This window comes from Cloacibacterium rupense, assembly GCF_014645495.1.
Taxonomy (GTDB): Bacteria; Bacteroidota; Bacteroidia; order Flavobacteriales; family Weeksellaceae; genus Cloacibacterium; species Cloacibacterium rupense.
The window spans coordinates 849456-867397 of sequence record NZ_BMLV01000001.1; the positions used below are offsets into that span (position 1 = coordinate 849456).

The following is a 17942-nucleotide window of genomic DNA, read 5'->3' on the forward strand; positions in this document are numbered from 1 at the left end:
ATTTATAAATAACCGAAATAAAATTTAGAAAATAAATTGGATAAATAACTGATGTCTTCTTCGATGTCTTCTAGATAAAGAAGCAGTTTTTTGCCGTCTTCCATATCTGGTTTAGAATATTGAAATTTACTGAGAATCTTCCCAACTTCGAACTGAACGGTATTAAAAGCTTCCACCGTAGAATCTTCTCTAATCTTTTCTAATCTTGTTTTAATTCTATTGAGTGCATAATAGACAGAATTGGTGAAAATTGGATTAAAAAGAACGTAATTTATAATGTTCTGAACCGTAAGTTCGCCTCTGTACGTTTTATTGTACAATTCATATCCTGATAAGGAATAAAGAAGATACCTGAAAGAAGTGACCTCTTGTTCATTGGTAATTTTATAATCTATTTCTTTGATTTTTAATGACAAAATCTTTAGCGTTTGCAAAGCTTGTTCTATATGCCTGCCAATACTCATAAAAGAATAACCTACACCTCTATCCATCGTTGTATTTATCATCCCAACATACAATACAGATTGTTGCAATATAGAATCCATCACATCTACTGAATCTTGATATTTTAGCTGCTTTTTGATTTTATCATTCCTCACGAAATGGTAAAAATTATTCAAAGTTTGCCACATTTCTTTAGTAATATGATCTTGCGAAGCTCTTGCATTTTCTCTAGCGTAGAAAATATTATTGATAATAGAAGAAGGATTGTCTTTATCAGTAATGAGATAAATTAAAGCATCAGAATAAGCCCAATCATTTATATCATCATTTTTTAAAACATCTTTGCTTCCATATTGTTCTACTATAAATTTCCAGTTGTCTTTTATGGCATTATCTTGAAGTGCTACGTAATTGGTTTGTAATAATTTTATTTCAGATTTTGTACGTTCCATATATCTGGACATCCAAAAAATTGAATCCGCTACTCTACTCAGCATATTTTTAGTTTAAATGTAGTTAGTAATTTGGTATTTGGTACTTGGTACTTGGTATTTAGTATTGGGCGTTTTGCATTTTGTACTTTTTACTTCGTACTTTGTAATTTAATTTATTCGCTTAAAACCCAAGTATCTTTACTGCCGCCACCTTGAGAAGAATTCACCACCAAAGAACCTTCTTTTAGTGCAACTCTGGTTAAACCTCCAGGAACGATATCAATTCCTCTAGGTCCGTACAAAGCAAAAGGCCTTAGATCTACTCTTCTTGGCGAAAGTTCATTATTAATAAAACAAGGAGATGATGATAAATTGATAATAGGTTGAGCAATAAAATCTCTAGGATTTTCGGTAATTGCTTTTTTGAAATCATTGATTTGTTCGTCTGTTGCGCTGTTTCCTATCAACATTCCGTAACCACCACTTCCGTTGGTACGCTTTATCACCATATCATTCATTTTCCCGAAAACCATTTCTCTATAATCTTCGTTTTCCATATGGTAAGTTGGTACATTATTAAGAATCGGCGTTTCGTTAAGGTAATATCTAATCATATCTGGAACATAGGCGTAGATTGCTTTATCATCTGAAACTCCATTACCAATGGCATTTACAATATTCACATTTCCTGCTCTGTAAGCCCAATACAAACCTGCAACCCCTAACTGACTGTCTGGACGGAAAACCAAAGGATCTAAAAATTCATCATCTACTCTTCTGTAAATAACATCTACCTGCACCAAACCTCTGGTTGTTTTTTTGTAAACTTTAAGATTATCTACCACTAAATCTCTACCTTCCACCAATTCTATTCCCATTAATTTAGCAAGAGTAGAATGCTCAAAATAAGCAGAATTATAAATTCCTGGGGTTAACAAAACCACTTCTGGCTTACTTGTTTGTAAATTAGAAAGTTCTAGCAAATTTTTAAGCAATAAATCAGGGTAATTTCTTACAGGTTGTACCTTATTATTTCTCAATGCATTAGGGAAAATTCTATTGCTAATATTTCTATTTTCGAGCATATAAGAAACTCCTGAAGGTGTTCTGAGGTTATCTTCCAAAACATAATATTGTCCGTCATTAGATCTAATTAAATCTACACCAGCAATATGCGTATAAACATTATAAGGAACATCAACACCTACCATTTGCTTGAGAAAATACGGACAAGAATACACCAATTCCGCAGGAATAATGCCATCTTTTATGATGAATTGCCCGTGATAAACATCTTTCAAAAAAATATTTAATGCTTTAAGTCTCTGCTTAATTCCTTCTTCTATAGTTCGCCATTCTTTTTGCTCAATAATTCTCGGAATTACATCAAAAGGAAAAATCTTTTCGATACCTTCTCCGTTATCATAAACGGTAAAAGTAATTCCCTGAGTCATAAAAAGTTTTTTAGCCAACTCATTTCTATTGGCCAATTCTTCTTTGCCCATTTGTTTTAAACCATTAAGAAAAAGTTCATAATGCTCTCTTACACCATCACGAGAAAACATCTCGTCCCAAACCTTGTCTGACCCATTATAATCAGTTTTAAAATCTTCAAAAATCATACATTTGTGATTTAACCCTATTTAAAATAGGGTAATTATTGATAAAATTAATAAAATTTATCAAATAACCCTTATTTTAAAGCGATTAATTTATATTTTTTTTGAAATTTATTAATTACATCCCTAAAAAAACGCTCTTAAAAACAAAAAAACTTCCAAAAAGGAAGTTTTATGTGACCGCAGAAGGATTCGAACCCTCACTGTCGGAGCCGAAATCCGAAGTTCTATCCATTAAACTATGCAGCCTATTTTATTTACGATTTATGATTTACGATTTTAAATTCTTTAATTTTGAGAATGCAAAAATAAGTTCTTCTTCATTAAAAAGCAATTCTAATACCGCCTAAAACTTGCGCTCCTAGAACTTTATAACCTAAATAATGTTCGTATTTTTTGTTCAAAAGATTATTTCCCATCACAAAAACCGTAAAGTTTTTATTGATTTTATAATCAGCATTTAGATTTAAATCCAAGTAAGATGGTAAAGATTTTTTAACATTTTCCTGCATCGAAAAATATGGAAAAGTAGTTACTACACTATAAGAATTAGTGGTTCTTTCCGTTACAAAAATTCCTTTGAAACCAAGATTTAGCTTTCTGTCTAACAAAGAATATTTAGCGCCAAAAGTAGATTGCAAAACTGGTTTGTAATACACTTCGTTTAGATTTTTCAAATTAAATTTCATAAAATGAAGTTCCGTATCTAAAACCAAATTCTGCAAAGGAAAATATTGCACACTTCCTTTCACTTCACTCAAAGTTCCGTCATCATAAATTGCAGAAAAATTATTCGCAAAATTATAAGCAGAACGATTAAGCGTATTGTTGAAATCAAACAAATTGTTGGCTTTGAAAAACTGTGCATTTTTCAATTGACTAAAACCTGCATTCACATCATATTTCAAATCCTGATCAATGTCTCCTTTCAAACCAAAATAAAAATGATATTTGGTTTCTGTAGGTTTCAAAACCAAATCCGAAACAAGAAATGAATTTTGTTGGAGCAAATTAGAATAAGAATTCAACTGAACTCCGCCATCAATTCCTGCGTAGAATTTATATTGTTCTGTAGCTTCGTAAAGCACTTCTGCATAAGGAAACCATCGGAAATTGTTGGTTTTAGTTTCCGCTGTATTTTTATCCGAAATTTTAGAATTCACAAAAGAAAAATCTGAACCAATTGCCAAATATGAATTGCCTTTGTAGAAAGAAATTTTAGGCTTCAAACTCGTAACTAAATATTGCGATTGGTTTTGATTCAGTAATTCAAAAGTTGATTTTTGGGTAGAAAGTTTCACGCCTAAATCTGCATTGATTTTGGTATTTTCTTCTGCTAAAAACGGTAAATCGTATTTAGAAAAATTAATTTGAGCTTCCCCAGAATTTTCCTTGGCATCGAAATGATCCGTCAATAACGAAGATTTAAATCGAACATCATTAATCCAATTATTTTTAAAAAAATCATAATATCCATTGATTTTCAATTCATTGTAACTTTGTTTCAAATCAATATCAGCAGCTGGTTGAAGTGCATAAATTCCGTAATAATTGTAATTATGATTACCAAAATCTGCCGTAATATTGAATTTACCTGTTTCTGTAGTAGAATTGATAAACGCAGCCACATTGAAATCACTTTGCTTGGAACTCCAAGGAAATTCCTTTTTCAAACCATTGGTAGAAAGTCCGTGAAGATCTACGCCAACCTCTGTGTCTTTATTAATTTCGTAAGAGATATTTCCGTCTGCCAAAAATTTAGAATAGTTGCCATAACCAACCTGAAAATAGTTTCGCTGACTATCATTATTGAATTTCGGAGAAATATCTTCACCTTCAATAGTAGAAGTTTTGAAATCTGAAACCGCAGGAACATTGGTAATTTTGTAATCCACAGGTTCTTGCTCTTTTTCTTTCGGAGGATAATTTTTCTCTGTTTCTACCGAAGTTTTTTTCTTTTCGATTTTCTTCACTTCAGGTTCGCGTTTTCTATCGAGAATCAGTCTTTCTTCTTTGATTTGAGCCAAAGAAAACTGCGAAATTCCTACTAAAACGAAAGATAATATTTTTATGTTTTTGTTCATTTTTTAAAAGTTAAATTAATTATCAAATTACTTAATCATCGCTTTCACTCCCCTAGCTTCTGAAACGATTTCTGGGAAATCTTGATAGTTTTCTATGATTTGATCACAAGTATAACTTGCCTGATAATTGTCTTTCAAAGCCAAATAATTTCTAGCCATCAACACCAAAGCTTTTGCACCCCAAAATTCTTCTGAAGCATAATTATTTGCGAGTTTGAAAATCGTTTCGTTGGAAGATTTGAAGGCTTTTCCTTTGTTTTGATAAAAAGCTTTTGCATATAAAGCTTCTGCTGCCACTTCTGTATTTGCAGATTTTTCTAACGCAGCATAAGCAGATTGCGCGTCTTTATCTTTACCTTGATTCATCAAACTTCTGGCTTTTATCACTTTCGCTTGTTCTAAAACCGCAGCAGAATTTTTAGAATTTTTCAATACTTCATTCGCAAATTTTTCTGCTTGAGAGAAATTCTTTTCCTCGGCGTAGATTTTCATCAATTCAGTATTGGCGAAGTTTTTAATATTGATATTCGAAGAATTGGTAAGTCCTTCTAAATAAATTTTAGCTTCCGAAGTATTATTTTCACTCAACAAAATCTGAGAAATTCTTACTTGAGCATCTTCCTGATAATCATTTTGAGCATTAGCAACCTCACCTAAAACCAATTTCGCTTTCGTTAAATTTTTGGTTTGATAATAACTTTCGCCCAATTCATATTGCGCTTGGTAGAATTTTTCACCTGTCGGATTTTGGGTTAAAAACTTTTCATAATTCGGAATGGCCTTTGCGTATTCTTTCTTCGCAAATTGTTGTTGAGCCAAAGAAAGATTGATTTCATCTAAATCTGTTTGAGCAATATTTACGCCTAAGTTTTTCGCAAAATATTCGTAACCAGAAGCGTCTCCGTTTTTCAAATAAATTGGTTTTGCTGCCGCTACAATTTTCTCTGCATAAGCAGTATTTTTATATTTATTGCCAAGAGATTTCAGTTCTGCTAAAGCTTTTTCTGGCTGATTTAAGTCTTCATAATTCTGCGCTCTGTAGATTTCTGCATTCGCTACCAAATCTTTATCTGCTCCAATTTTTATCACTTGCGAAAACGCATCACTCGAATTTTGAAACTGATCAATCGAAGCATAAGAAGTTCCCAATTCGTAATACGCATCATCTTGATATTCAGAGTTTTTATAATTTGAAATTAATCTCTTCAATTCTACAATTTTGGCTTCTGTATCACCTTTGAAACCAATCGCCATTGCTTTTTGAAACTGCGTGTAATCGTTCGCACCTTCTGTTTTATTGTATATTGCAATCGCTTCATTCAGTTCATTACCAGCATAATACGTGTCTGCTAATCGCAATTCTGCATCAGATTTAAACTCTGGTTTCGGATTTTTAAGATATTCTTTGAAATATTCTTTAGCTTTCTCAAAATTCTTAGATTTGAAATAAGCGTATCCTAAATCATAACTCAATTGTTGTTTTTCTGGAAACTCTTCTACATTTCTATCCAATTTTTCAAAACCATAAATTGCAGTCGCGTAATCTCCTTTTTGATAATAGGTTTGCGCCAACCAATATTGCGCTCTTAAGTTGAAGGTTTTATTAAGATTGTATTTTAAACTTTTCTTGAAATTCTGTTCCGCAGCATCTAATTCACCTTTGTTAAAAAGTTCTGTTCCGTAGAGAAACAACACTTCTTGGTAGATTTTTTCGGTTTGAGCATCAACTCCTGTCAATTCTTCGATGGCTTTTATTGTGCCTTTGTAATCTCCAGAATACAAATAAGATTTTACCAAAAGTTGCTCTAATTCTTTAGAATAACCATATTTTTCGAGGTAAGATTTGATGGCAATTTGTGGGCTTTCAAACGGATTTCCGATGTCGTAACTCAGTTTTGCGTATTGTTCGTGAGCTAATTTTGAGACGTTTTTATCATACGTCATTTCCTTTGCAGAACGAAAAGCAGCCAAAGCTTCTTGTTTTTTCCCTACTTCTAAATAGGCGTTACCTAATTGATAATAAGCATTTTGCGCCAAAGCAGATTTAGAATTAAGCAATTTATTGTAGTAAGAAATTGCCTCATCAAATTTTTGAAGATTTGCTGCCACAAAACCCATTTCGTACAAATCACTTTCCGAAGGATTTTGTTGAGTTTGCAAATAAGCTTTTAGATGAGGATATGCTTCAGAATATTGTTTTTGCATAAAATAACTTTCACCGATAATCTTGTGAACTTCGGCTTTATAAGCTGTTGAAATATCTTCGTTTAATAAATCATTTCCTTCGGAAATAGCCTTATCATATTGTTTTTCATTGAAATACAATTGCACGTAATAAGGCTTTACCAATTTAGCATATTTTTCTTGATTTTTAATCTCATCAAAATACTGAAATGCTTTATCGTTTTGTTTATCAGCATAATACAAATGCCCGAGCATATATGCAATATCGCCTTTATCTTCGGCGGTTTTGTAGGCTTCTTCTAATGCTTCAATTGCACCATTAGAATCGCCAGTCATAAATTTGGCATAACCCAACTTTAAGATATACTGCGTATTTTCTTGCTTATCCAATTGATACTGATTGACTTTTTGTAACGTTTCTAAAGCTTTTGGAAAATCTTTTTTAGCCAAATAATAATCTGCCAAAGGTAAATTGGCTTGCGCAAAAAGTGCAGATTTAGGATATTCTTTGATGAAATTATCCAAACCTTGCTCTGCGTAATTTTTCCCTAAAATTACTCCAATAACATTGCTAAAAAATAGCGCGGTTTCTTTTTTAGAATTTTCTAGATTTTGGTTAAAAAAATATTGTCTAGAAAACTCATATTGAGAAGCAGCGTAGATTTTATTTTGGTAAAGATTTTCAGCTAAATTATAGCGGTAAAGTTCTTGGTCTGCAAAAAATTGCGATTGTTGTGCTTCAGAAAAACTATATAAAGAAAATGCCGAAAGCAGTAAGAATTTTTGTTTATTATTCATTGGTTAAGGATGAATTGATGTACATTAATTGAACGAAAATACTGAAAACTTATTGCAGAAACAAGTTATAAAGATTTTTTCTTTGAAAACTAGGAAATGATTAGATGATTTATTTTTTTTTAGATTTACCCCTATTTAAAATAATACTTAAACACAAAATTCATTACATTTGTGACTTTGACAGATAAAAATTGAATTAATGAGCCAACTTTTTAGAAAAAAGACATTTACTATAAAGAGTAATTCTGGATTAGAGAGAGCATTAGGTCTTTGGGATATTGTGTTTTTTGGATTAGCCGCTATTATTGGAGCTGGAAGTTTTAGTAGTTTAGGCGAGGCTATTTTCAGGGGTGGACCTGGTGTAATTACATTATATATCATTTGTGGAATTGCATGTGGTTTTACCGCAATGTCTTATGCAGAATTTGCTACCAGAATCCCAACAGCAGGTAGTGCTTACACCTATGCTTACGCTAGTTTCGGAGAAATTATTGCGTGGATTATTGGTTGGGCTCTCATCATGGAATACAGTTTTGGGAATATCTATGTAGCTTTTTCTTGGAGTGATTATTTCACCTCATTTATAGAAAGAATAGGTTTTGATATTCCAGATTATTTAACAACAAGTTATACAGAAGCTAAAAAAGCATTTTTGGCAGGCTCTGAAAATAAAGAATTAATAACCGCTTGGACTACCGCACCTATAGTTGCCGGAATTAAATTTATTGTAGACATTCCTGCATTAATTATCAATGCTTTAATCACTTGGTTGGTTTACATAGGTATCAAAGAAAGTAGAAATTTCAATAACATTTTGGTAATTATGAAATTGGCTGTAATTATGCTAATTATTGCCGTTGGCGTTTTCTACATCAATTCAGACAATTGGGTTCCTACCAATAATGACGGAGTAAAAACCTTTATGCCCAATGGTTTTGCTGGTGTAATGGCAGCCGTAAGTGGTGTTTTCTTTGCATATATTGGATTTGATGCACTCAGTGTTTTATCTGAAGAGACCAAAGAACCCGAAAAAACATTACCCAAAGGAATGATTCTTTCTCTAGTGCTTAGTACAGCAATTTATATGGTTCTAACCTTAGTTCTTACCGGAATTGTAGATTACCGAAAATTTGAAGGAATTGGTGATCCGCTTTCATTTATCTTCGCTCCAGAAAATGGCAATATCCCTTGGATGGAATTTGTAGTTTCTGTAACCGCGATTATTGCAATAACCACCGTATTATTGGTTTTCCAAATGGGTCAACCAAGAATTTGGATGAGTATGAGTAGAGACGGACTTTTGCCTAAAAAATTTGCAGAAGTTCACCCAAAATACAAAACACCTTCTTTTGCGACCATTATCACTGGTATAGCAGTTGGCTTACCTATTTTTTTTACAGACAAATCTTTTATTTTAGATTTTACAAGTATAGGGACTATTTTTGCCTTTGTATTGGTAAATGGAGGTATTTTACTAATGCCTGCTCGCGAAAAAGTAAAAGGCAGCTTCCACCTTCCTTACATCAATTCTAAGTTTATATTCCCTATATTATTTTTAGGAGGATTGATCGGATTTTATTTTTGGCAACCTCAATTTTTCCACGATTTATGGAATATTTCAGACGAAAAGCAAGGCGAATTCAGACTTTCTGTAATCATTTATATTATGATCAACTTGATGCTAGTTGTTCTTTCTTATCTTAAAAATTTATCATTAATTCCACTTCTAGGATTGAGTTCTTGTCTTTATCTTTTAACTGGGATGACGCACAACAACTGGTTTTGGTTTGGTCTTTGGTTTATCGTAGGATTAGGAATTTATTTCTTCTACGGGAAAAAACACAGCAAATTAAATTCAGAAAATGCTTAAAAATATTTGCAAAAATTAAAATACTTTATATATTTGTACCAATGAAATCAACAATGAACAAAAACTGGTGGTGGCACTTATACTCTTCGCTGAGTCTAAGCTAAACTGCTATGGAAACGTTCTACGTAAACTAATTTCATAAAAGAAGACTTCAGCGATTTATCCGTTGAAGTCTTTTTTTTATTTAAAACCTTTAAATATGCCAACAACCAAAAACCAACAACCAAAAACTAAAATAAAAACCACTTCCAAATCTTTGATGGGAGATTTACATACCGCAATGGGAATTTATCTGAAATTAAGAGATAAATTCAGAGACACTATTCTTCTTGAAAGTGCCGACCATAATGTAAATAACAATAGTTTTTCGTACATCGCCATCAACGCAATTGCAGGAGTAGAAATTAAAAATCTGCAAGAAATGGAGGTTAAATTTCCTTTAACAGCTCCAGAAAAATCTGTCATTCCAGAAGGTTTGAAAATATCAGAATATTTAGAAAATTTTTCTAAAAGTTTTGATTGTGAAACGGTGAAAAATCCTGTAGAAAAAATAGCGCAAGGTTTGTTTGGTTACACTAGTTTTGATGCCGTTCAGTTTTTTGAAACGATTAAATTCAAACCTCAAAGCAAAGAAGTAGAAATCCCACTTTTACGCTACAGACTCTATCAGTACGTGATTGCCATCAATCACTTTAATGACGAAATGTTCTTGATTGAAAATAAAATCGAAGGTTTAAAATCCGAAATTTTGGAAATTGAAAACATTATTCATAACAAAGATGTTGCACTCTACTCTTTCGAAAAAATAGACGAAGAAACCTCTAATCTCACTGATGAAGAATACAGAAATTTGGTAGAATTAGCCAAAAAACACTGTTTCCGAGGTGATGTTTTTCAATTGGTTCTCAGCAGAAGATTCGAGCAAAAATTCCAAGGAGACGAATTCAATGTTTACCGAGCTTTACGAAACATCAATCCATCTCCCTATCTATTTTTCTTTGATTATGGAGATTATAAATTAATGGGTTCTAGTCCTGAAAGTCAGTTGATTATTCAAAATCAAAAAGCAATCATTCACCCAATTGCAGGTACTTTCCGCAGAACTGGTGACACCGAAAAAGATTTACAATCTGTAGAAATTCTAAAAAAAGACCCAAAAGAAAATGCCGAACATACGATGCTCGTAGATTTAGCAAGAAATGATTTAAGCAAATTAGGAAAAAACGTAACGGTTTCTAAATTAAAAGAAATTCAGTTGTTTTCTCACGTTATTCACATGGTTTCAGAAGTTACCGCAGAATTAGAAGAAACCACTAATCCTTATGAAATGATTGCCACCACTTTTCCGCAAGGTACTTTAAGTGGCGCTCCAAAATATAAAGCATTGGAATTAATAGACGCTTACGAAAAATCTTCCAGAGGTTATTACGGTGGTTGTATCGGTTTTGTAGGCTTTGACGGGAGTTGCAATCAAGCGATTATGATTAGAACATTTTTGAGCAAAAACAACACACTCTTTTATCAAGCTGGAGCTGGAATTGTTGCTAAATCTTCCGAAGAAAGTGAATTGCAAGAAGTAAATAACAAACTAAACGCCTTGAAAATGGCAGTTAAAAAAGCAGAAAAATTATGAAAGTTTTAGTTTTCGATAATTACGATAGTTTTACTTATAATTTGGTTCAAATTGTAGAACAAATTTTGGGCGAAAAAGTAGATGTATTCAGAAATGACGAAATTCCTTTGGAAGACATCAACCAATATGATAAAATTATCCTTTCACCTGGACCAGGAATTCCCGAAGAAGCAGGAATTTTACTTGACGTGATTAAAAAATATGCTCCAACAAAATCTATTTTTGGAGTTTGTTTGGGGCAACAAGCAATTGCCGAAGCTTTCGGTGGAAGTTTAATTAATCTTTCTGAAATTTATCACGGAGTTGCCACCGAAGCAAAACAAATAAAACCTCACAAAATTTTAGAAAATTTACCCGAAGTTTTAGAAGTTGGGCGGTATCATTCTTGGGCGGTAAATCCTGATGATTTTCCTGAAGAATTAGAAATTACTTCTATTGATAATTCTGGAATGATTATGAGCCTAAAACACAAAAAGTACGATGTACACGCAGTACAGTATCATCCTGAAAGTATTTTAACACCGAAAGGAAGAGAAATTTTAGAGAATTTTTTAAAAAGCTAATGGCCAATTGCAAATAGCACTATGAAACAAATATTACAATACCTTTTCAATCATCAAACATTGACCAAAGCCGAAGCAAAGGCGATAATGATTGAAATTGCACAAAATAAATTCAACGAAACAGAAGTTTCGGCGTTTATCACCGTTTTTATGATGCGAAGCATTACGCTAGAAGAAATGCAAGGTTTTCGAGATGCTTTGCTAGATTTGGCGGTAAAAGTAGATCTCGGAACTCACGATTTGGTTGACATTGTTGGAACTGGCGGTGATGGAAAAAACACCTTTAATATTTCCACTTTGGCAAGTTTCATCGTTGCAGGAACCGGACAAAAAGTAGCAAAACACGGTAATTATGGCGTTTCTGCGATTTCTGGTTCGTCTAATGTCTTGGAGGAATTAGGGTACAAATTCAAAAATAATCAAGAAGATTTGAAGAAAGATTTAGAAAAAGCCAATATTTGCTTTCTTCACGCTCCGCTTTTTCATCCAGCGTTGAAATCGGTTGCACCTTTGAGAAAAGGATTAGGTTTAAGAACTTTTTTTAATCTTTTGGGACCTTTGGTAAATCCTGCAAAACCAAAATTTTCTATGATTGGCGTTTACAGTTTAGAAATTGCGAGGTTGTATCAATATATTTTACAAAAAAACAACGAAGATTTTATGTTGGTTCACGCTTTAGACGGTTACGACGAGATTTCCTTGACAGGCGACACCAAAATTTTCAATAAAAATGGAGAAGAAATTTTCTCTGCTGAAGAATTAGGTTTCAAAAATATTGCTCCAGAAACTATTTTTGGAGGAAATTCTAAAGAAGAAGCTGCCAAAATTTTCAGAAATATTTTAGAAGGAAAAGGAACTTACGAACAAAACGCCGTAGTTCTTGCCAATGCTGCAAAAGCATTACAAAATACTGGGAAATTTGAAAATTACGAGGCAAGTTTAGCTGCTGCAAAAGAGAGTTTAGAAAACGGAAAAGCTTTGGAATGTCTTATTAAACTAATTGAAAATTGAAAATTGAAAGTTGAAAATTAGAAAAATTGCGAACTCTGCAATTCATCTTTAGATGAATCTTTGCGAACTTAAAAATATTTTCAAAGTTGTAAAAAAAATCTTTGCGCTCTTTGCGTTTTAAAAAACATGAACATTTTAGATAAAATAATAGTTAGAAAAAAAGAAGAAATAGCTTTCTCAAAAAGTAAAATTTCTGTTGATGAACTCAAAAATTCAGAATTTTTTGGGAAAGAAACTTTTTCTTTGAAAGAATCTGTAAAATCCAGAAACGGAATTATCGCAGAATTTAAAAGACAATCGCCTTCAAAAGGAATCATCAACGATAAAGTTTCACCTTCGGAAGTAGTTACCAAATACGAAGAGTTCGGTGCAAGTGGAATTTCAATTCTCACGGATAAAGATTTTTTTGGAGGAAATTTTGAGGATATTTTGAATGTTAGAAATTCAGTAAATATTCCGATTTTGAGGAAAGATTTTATGGTAGATGAATACCAATTTTATGAAGCAAAATCATTCGGTGCAGATGTCATTTTACTGATTGCAGCTTGTCTTTCCACTAGTCAAGTTCAGGAGTTTACAGATTTGGCTCACGAATTGAATTTGGAAGTTTTGTTAGAAATTCACACCGAAGAAGAGTTAAAACATTTCAATTCTGAAATTGATTTGGTGGGAATTAACAACAGAAATTTAAAAGATTTCAAAGTTGATTTACAGCATTCAGTCAATTTAAAAAATCTCCTTCCAAAAGGAACTTTATCAGTTGCCGAAAGTGGAATTTACAATGTAGAAGATTTTAAATTTCTGAAAGAAAAAGGATTTGATGCTTTCTTGATGGGCGAATATTTTATGAAAAACGAAAATCCCGGAAATAAATTCAAAGAATTTGTTTCTAATGTAACAATATAGAAATGTAACAATTTACCAATAATGAAAAGCCAAAAGCCAAAAGCTAAAAGCCAATTGCAAATTAAAGTTTGTGGTTTAACTCAACAGTCTCAAATTCAAGAATTAATTTCTTTGAATGTAGATTTTTTAGGCTTTATTTTCTACGAAAAATCTCCAAGATTTGTATTGAATCATTTGAGTTTAAAAGAAATTGCAGAAATTAATCATCAAGGGAAAGTAGGCGTTTTCGTGAATGAAACGGTTGAAAAAATTGTCGAAATTTCAGAAAAAGCAAAACTCAATTTTATTCAATTGCACGGAGATGAAGAAGAAGAATTTGTAAAAAAGTTAGGGTTAAAGTTGAGCAAAAACACTAAAATCATTAAAGTAATTAGAATTGGTAATCAAAAGAAAGAAGAATTGGAAAAAACCATCAACCATCAACCATCAACCATCAACTATTTTTTATTCGACACAGACAGCAAAGCTTTCGGAGGAACAGGAAAAACTTTTGATTGGCAAATTCTCAACGAAATAGAAATTCCAATTCCTTATTTTTTAAGTGGCGGAATTTCGTTAGAAAACATCCATCAACTATCAACCATCAACCATCAACCAATTGCTTTAGACATCAATTCAAAATTTGAAATTGAGGCAGGTATTAAAGATGTAGAAAAAATAAAAACATTCAAATCATTATTAAAATGACATATAAAAACCCTGACAAAAACGGATATTACGGAGAATTTGGTGGCGCATTTGTTCCAGAAATGCTCTATCCAAACGTGGAAGAACTTCAACATAATTATATAGAAATTATAGAATCTGAAGAGTTCAAAACCGAGCTCAATGATTTATTGAAAGATTATGTAGGAAGAGCTACTCCACTTTATTTTGCAAAAAATTTAAGCGAAAAATACAGCACTAATGTTTACCTGAAACGTGAAGACTTAAACCATACTGGCGCTCATAAAATCAATAACGCTCTCGGACAAGTTCTTCTCGCCAAAAAACTAGGAAAAAAGAGAATTATTGCCGAAACTGGAGCTGGTCAACACGGCGTTGCAACGGCGACAGCTTGCGCTTTAATGAATCTGGAATGCATCGTTTATATGGGAGAAATTGACATTGCGAGACAAGCTCCTAATGTTGCAAGAATGAAAATGCTCGGAGCAAAAGTTGTTCCTGCAACTTCTGGCTCAAAAACTTTGAAAGACGCTGTAAATGAAGCACTGAGAGATTGGATTAACAATGCTACAACTACCCATTACATCATCGGAAGTGTAGTTGGCCCACATCCTTTTCCAGATTTGGTGGCGAGATTTCAGAGTGTAATTTCCGAGGAAATTAAATGGCAATTGAAAGAGAAAATAGGTAGAAAAAATCCGGATTACGTAATTGCTTGTGTTGGCGGAGGAAGCAATGCAGCAGGAACTTTTTACCATTTTGTAGATGAACCTTCTGTGAAAATTATTGCGGCAGAAGCTGGTGGTTTCGGCGTAAATTCAGGAAAATCTGCAGCTACAACTTTTCTTGGAACAACTGGCGTTTTGCATGGTAGTAAAAGTATTGTGATGCAAACCAATGATGGACAAGTGATAGAACCTCACTCTATTTCTGCAGGGTTAGATTACCCAGGAATTGGGCCTTTTCACGCTAATTTATTTAAAAATAATCGTGCAGAATTTTTCAGTATTAATGATGATGAAGCGTTAGAATCTGCTTTTGAATTGACTAAATTAGAAGGCATTATTCCCGCTTTGGAAAGTTCACACGCATTGCAAGTTTTGAAGAAGAAAACCTTCCAAAAAGACGATGTAGTCGTAATTTGCTTAAGCGGACGTGGTGATAAAGATATGGAAACGTATTTGAAACATTTATCACAATGAAATTATTTTCTCGTAAAGAATTTATTGAACTCTTAGAATGGGTTTTTGTTTTGTATGTTGCGCTTCATATGAGCGTATATGGTGCAGCAAAATACATTCAGTTCGGAGACATCAATCAATATACGCAACCTTTAAATTCATACAAAGGAATGCAACTAATGTGGGCTTTTTATGCCTATTCAAAAACTTTTTCAGTCATTATAGGTATTTTTGAAATTGTAGGTTCGGTTTTATTAATCCTTCCAAAAACCAGAATTTTAGGTGGATTTATTTTGACTTCAATTCTTGTTAACATCATTTTACAAGATATTTTTTATGGAGTTCATCTCGGTGCTTTGTTAGGTGCTATTCTTTACCAGATTCTAATTTTTATTATATTTTATTGGCATAGAAAACAAATTTTGCAAGCATTTTCTAAATTAAAACTTACCAATGCATTAATTCTAAAGAATAACTTTTTAAAATACGTTATCACTGGAATTCTAATTTTTATTGGTTTATACTACATTCCAAAAATTATGGTATCAATCATTCATTTTTTTAATATTTAATTTGATAAATATGACACAAAGAATCTATCAAATAGACGCTTTTGCAGAGAAACTTTTCACGGGAAATCCAGCAGCTGTTTGTCCGCTAATACACTGGTTAAATGATGAAACGATGCAGAAAATCGCCGCCGAAAACAACTTGGCAGAAACCGCTTTTACCGTTCCTGTAGAAAATGGCTATGAAATTCGTTGGTTTACACCAGAAGTTGAAGTAGATTTATGCGGTCACGCTACTCTAGCATCGGCATTTGTTTTAATGAATTTTGAAGGATTTACGGAAGCTAAAATCAATTTCTTTTCTAGAAAAAGCGGAATACTTACCGTTACTAAAAATGGTGATTTATTAACTTTAGACTTCCCAAAAGATAATCTTCAAAAAGTGGAAAATTTATCTATTTTTGAGAAATGTTTTGCTTTTCAACCCATTGAAGCTTATCGAGGAAAAACAGATTATTTATTGATTTTTGAAAATGAACTTCAAATTCAAAATATACAACCCAAAATTTCAGAAATTACAAAAATAGAGGCTAGAGGAATCATTGTAAGTTCAAAATCAGATAATTACGATTTTACTTCTAGATTTTTTGGTCCCAATTGCGGAGTAAATGAAGATCCTGTTACGGGTTCTGCTCACACTACTTTAACGCCATTTTGGGCAGAAAACTTAGGCAAAACTAAACTTATTGCGAAACAAATTTCAAAACGTGGTGGTGTTTTAGAATGCGAATTAAAAAACGATAGAATTCTCATCAGCGGAAAATGCAAAACCTACCTAAAAGGCGAAATATTCATTCTTTAAAAACGATTATTATGAAAAAATTAAATATATATTTCACTGCAGGAATTCCTAATTTGGAAGATACCACAGAAATGATGAAAACCATCCAGAATTCTGGTGCAGATATGATGGAAATCGGAATGCCTTATTCTGATCCTGTTGCAGATGGCCCTGTAATTCAGGAAGCACACGAATTGGCTCTAAAAAATGGAATGACGATTGCCAAGCTTTTTTCTCAACTGAAATCAGTGAAAAATGAAATCAACATTCCTGTGATTTTGATGGGTTATATTAACCCTGTTTTGAGTTTTGGTTTTGAAAAATTCTGCGAAGAATGTGCTAATTCAGGAGTTTCGGGATTGATTATTCCAGATTTACCTCCCATTGAATTTGAAAAAAATTATCAACCTATTTTAGAAAAATATGGATTGAATTTTACCTTTTTAGTAACGCCAGAAACTTCGGAAGAGCGTATTAAATATTTAGATTCTTTAAGTTCTGGATTTTTATATGCCGTTTCTAGTTCATCTACCACAGGAAACGAAAACAAAGAAGTGAAAAACGAAGAATATTTGAATAAATTAGCTTCCATCAAACTTAAAAACCCTGTAATGATTGGTTTTGGAATCAAAAATAAATCAGATTTCGAACAAGTTACCGAAAAATCACAAGGCGGAATTATAGGAACTGCTTTCGTAAAAACAATTCTAGAAAACGAAAATTGGAAAGAAAAGGCCGAAGAATTTATTAAAGCTATCAAATAAAAAAAACCTCGATTAAATCGAGGTTTTCAGCTTATTTTTTGAATCTTAACAAAAGAAGATTATCTTTATAAAGTTCTAAATAACCGTCTTTCACAGTATATTTATTGGCTTGTTCTAACAAATTAAAGAAATTTTGTTCTGTTTTTAGGTCATTACAAGCCATCTTGGTAGAACCTACATTTCCAATAAGAAAAGTACCAGTCTTGGCATCTACCGTAGCTTCAGCAAAGAAATTATTGCAACCACCGTTTCCAGAAATTCTCTTATCCTCTATGTTTAAAGTAGGAATTTTACTCCCCGAAACTTGGTCAGCCAATGTCCATTGGGTATTGGTAACCACTTCTTGTTTAGAAGATTTACCCATTTGAGAAGCACAAGAAGCAACAACAATCAATGCAAAAAGTGCTAAAACTATATTTTTCATATGATATATTT

15 protein-coding genes and 1 tRNA gene are annotated in these 17942 nt (G+C 32.6%); 10 read left to right on the plus strand and 6 right to left on the minus strand.

Going from position 1 to position 17942, the window contains the following annotated elements:
- Positions 1–2: 2 nt before the first annotated feature.
- The 5 genes from IEW40_RS03700 to IEW40_RS03720 all read right to left on the minus strand — a co-directional run bounded on the left by IEW40_RS03700 (position 3) and on the right by IEW40_RS03720 (position 7563).
- Positions 3–941, minus strand: coding sequence for an alpha-E domain-containing protein (locus IEW40_RS03700; protein ID WP_188616728.1), 939 nt, complete (start codon positions 939–941; stop codon positions 3–5).
- 110 nt (positions 942–1051) lie between these two features.
- On the minus strand, positions 1052–2500 hold the full coding sequence (locus tag IEW40_RS03705; RefSeq protein ID WP_188616729.1) for a circularly permuted type 2 ATP-grasp protein: 1449 nt from the start codon (positions 2498–2500) through the stop codon (positions 1052–1054).
- Positions 2501–2674: 174 nt separating this feature from the next.
- A tRNA-Arg gene (locus tag IEW40_RS03710) sits at positions 2675–2746 on the minus strand.
- A gap of 74 nt (positions 2747–2820) precedes the next feature.
- Positions 2821–4581: a TonB-dependent receptor gene (locus IEW40_RS03715; RefSeq protein WP_188616730.1), complete on the minus strand. Its 1761-nt coding sequence runs from the start codon at positions 4579–4581 to the stop codon at positions 2821–2823.
- Between the two features lie 27 nt (positions 4582–4608).
- A complete protein-coding gene (locus tag IEW40_RS03720; protein ID WP_188616731.1) occupies positions 4609–7563 on the minus strand; it encodes a tetratricopeptide repeat protein in 2955 nt (984 codons plus the stop codon).
- A gap of 199 nt (positions 7564–7762) precedes the next feature.
- Here IEW40_RS03720 and IEW40_RS03725 point away from each other — a divergent pair, with 199 nt between their 5' ends.
- From IEW40_RS03725 to trpA, 10 genes are all read left to right on the plus strand, one after another.
- Positions 7763–9433: an APC family permease gene (locus IEW40_RS03725; RefSeq protein ID WP_188616732.1), complete on the plus strand. Its 1671-nt coding sequence runs from the start codon at positions 7763–7765 to the stop codon at positions 9431–9433.
- A gap of 199 nt (positions 9434–9632) precedes the next feature.
- Positions 9633–11066, plus strand: coding sequence for an anthranilate synthase component I family protein (locus IEW40_RS03730; RefSeq protein ID WP_188616733.1), 1434 nt, complete (start codon positions 9633–9635; stop codon positions 11064–11066).
- Positions 11063–11629 (plus strand): anthranilate synthase component II, encoded by a 567-nt coding sequence (locus IEW40_RS03735; RefSeq protein ID WP_188616734.1) that lies wholly within the window; start codon positions 11063–11065, stop codon positions 11627–11629. Before IEW40_RS03730 ends, IEW40_RS03735 begins: the two co-directional genes overlap by 4 nt.
- 21 nt (positions 11630–11650) lie before the next feature.
- Entirely contained in the window at positions 11651–12640 is a 990-nt protein-coding gene (gene trpD, locus IEW40_RS03740) for an anthranilate phosphoribosyltransferase (protein ID WP_188616735.1), read from the plus strand.
- Between the two features lie 126 nt (positions 12641–12766).
- On the plus strand, positions 12767–13546 hold the full coding sequence (trpC, locus tag IEW40_RS03745; RefSeq protein ID WP_188616736.1) for an indole-3-glycerol phosphate synthase TrpC: 780 nt from the start codon (positions 12767–12769) through the stop codon (positions 13544–13546).
- A gap of 21 nt (positions 13547–13567) precedes the next feature.
- Entirely contained in the window at positions 13568–14233 is a 666-nt protein-coding gene (locus IEW40_RS03750; protein WP_188616737.1) for a phosphoribosylanthranilate isomerase, read from the plus strand.
- Positions 14230–15414: a tryptophan synthase subunit beta gene (gene trpB, locus IEW40_RS03755; protein WP_188616738.1), complete on the plus strand. Its 1185-nt coding sequence runs from the start codon at positions 14230–14232 to the stop codon at positions 15412–15414. Before IEW40_RS03750 ends, trpB begins: the two co-directional genes overlap by 4 nt.
- Entirely contained in the window at positions 15411–15965 is a 555-nt protein-coding gene (locus IEW40_RS03760; RefSeq protein WP_188616739.1) for a hypothetical protein, read from the plus strand. Before trpB ends, IEW40_RS03760 begins: the two co-directional genes overlap by 4 nt.
- A 10-nt stretch (positions 15966–15975) precedes the next feature.
- Positions 15976–16764, plus strand: a complete 789-nt coding sequence (locus IEW40_RS03765) for a PhzF family phenazine biosynthesis protein (RefSeq protein WP_188616740.1) — start codon at positions 15976–15978, stop codon at positions 16762–16764.
- 11 nt (positions 16765–16775) lie between these two features.
- Entirely contained in the window at positions 16776–17507 is a 732-nt protein-coding gene (gene trpA / locus IEW40_RS03770; RefSeq protein WP_188616741.1) for a tryptophan synthase subunit alpha, read from the plus strand.
- Between the two features lie 31 nt (positions 17508–17538).
- On the opposite strand, the gene IEW40_RS03775 is transcribed toward trpA, so the two are convergent.
- Positions 17539–17931 (minus strand): META domain-containing protein, encoded by a 393-nt coding sequence (locus tag IEW40_RS03775; RefSeq protein WP_188616742.1) that lies wholly within the window; start codon positions 17929–17931, stop codon positions 17539–17541.
- Between the last annotated feature and the right edge of the window lie 11 nt (positions 17932–17942).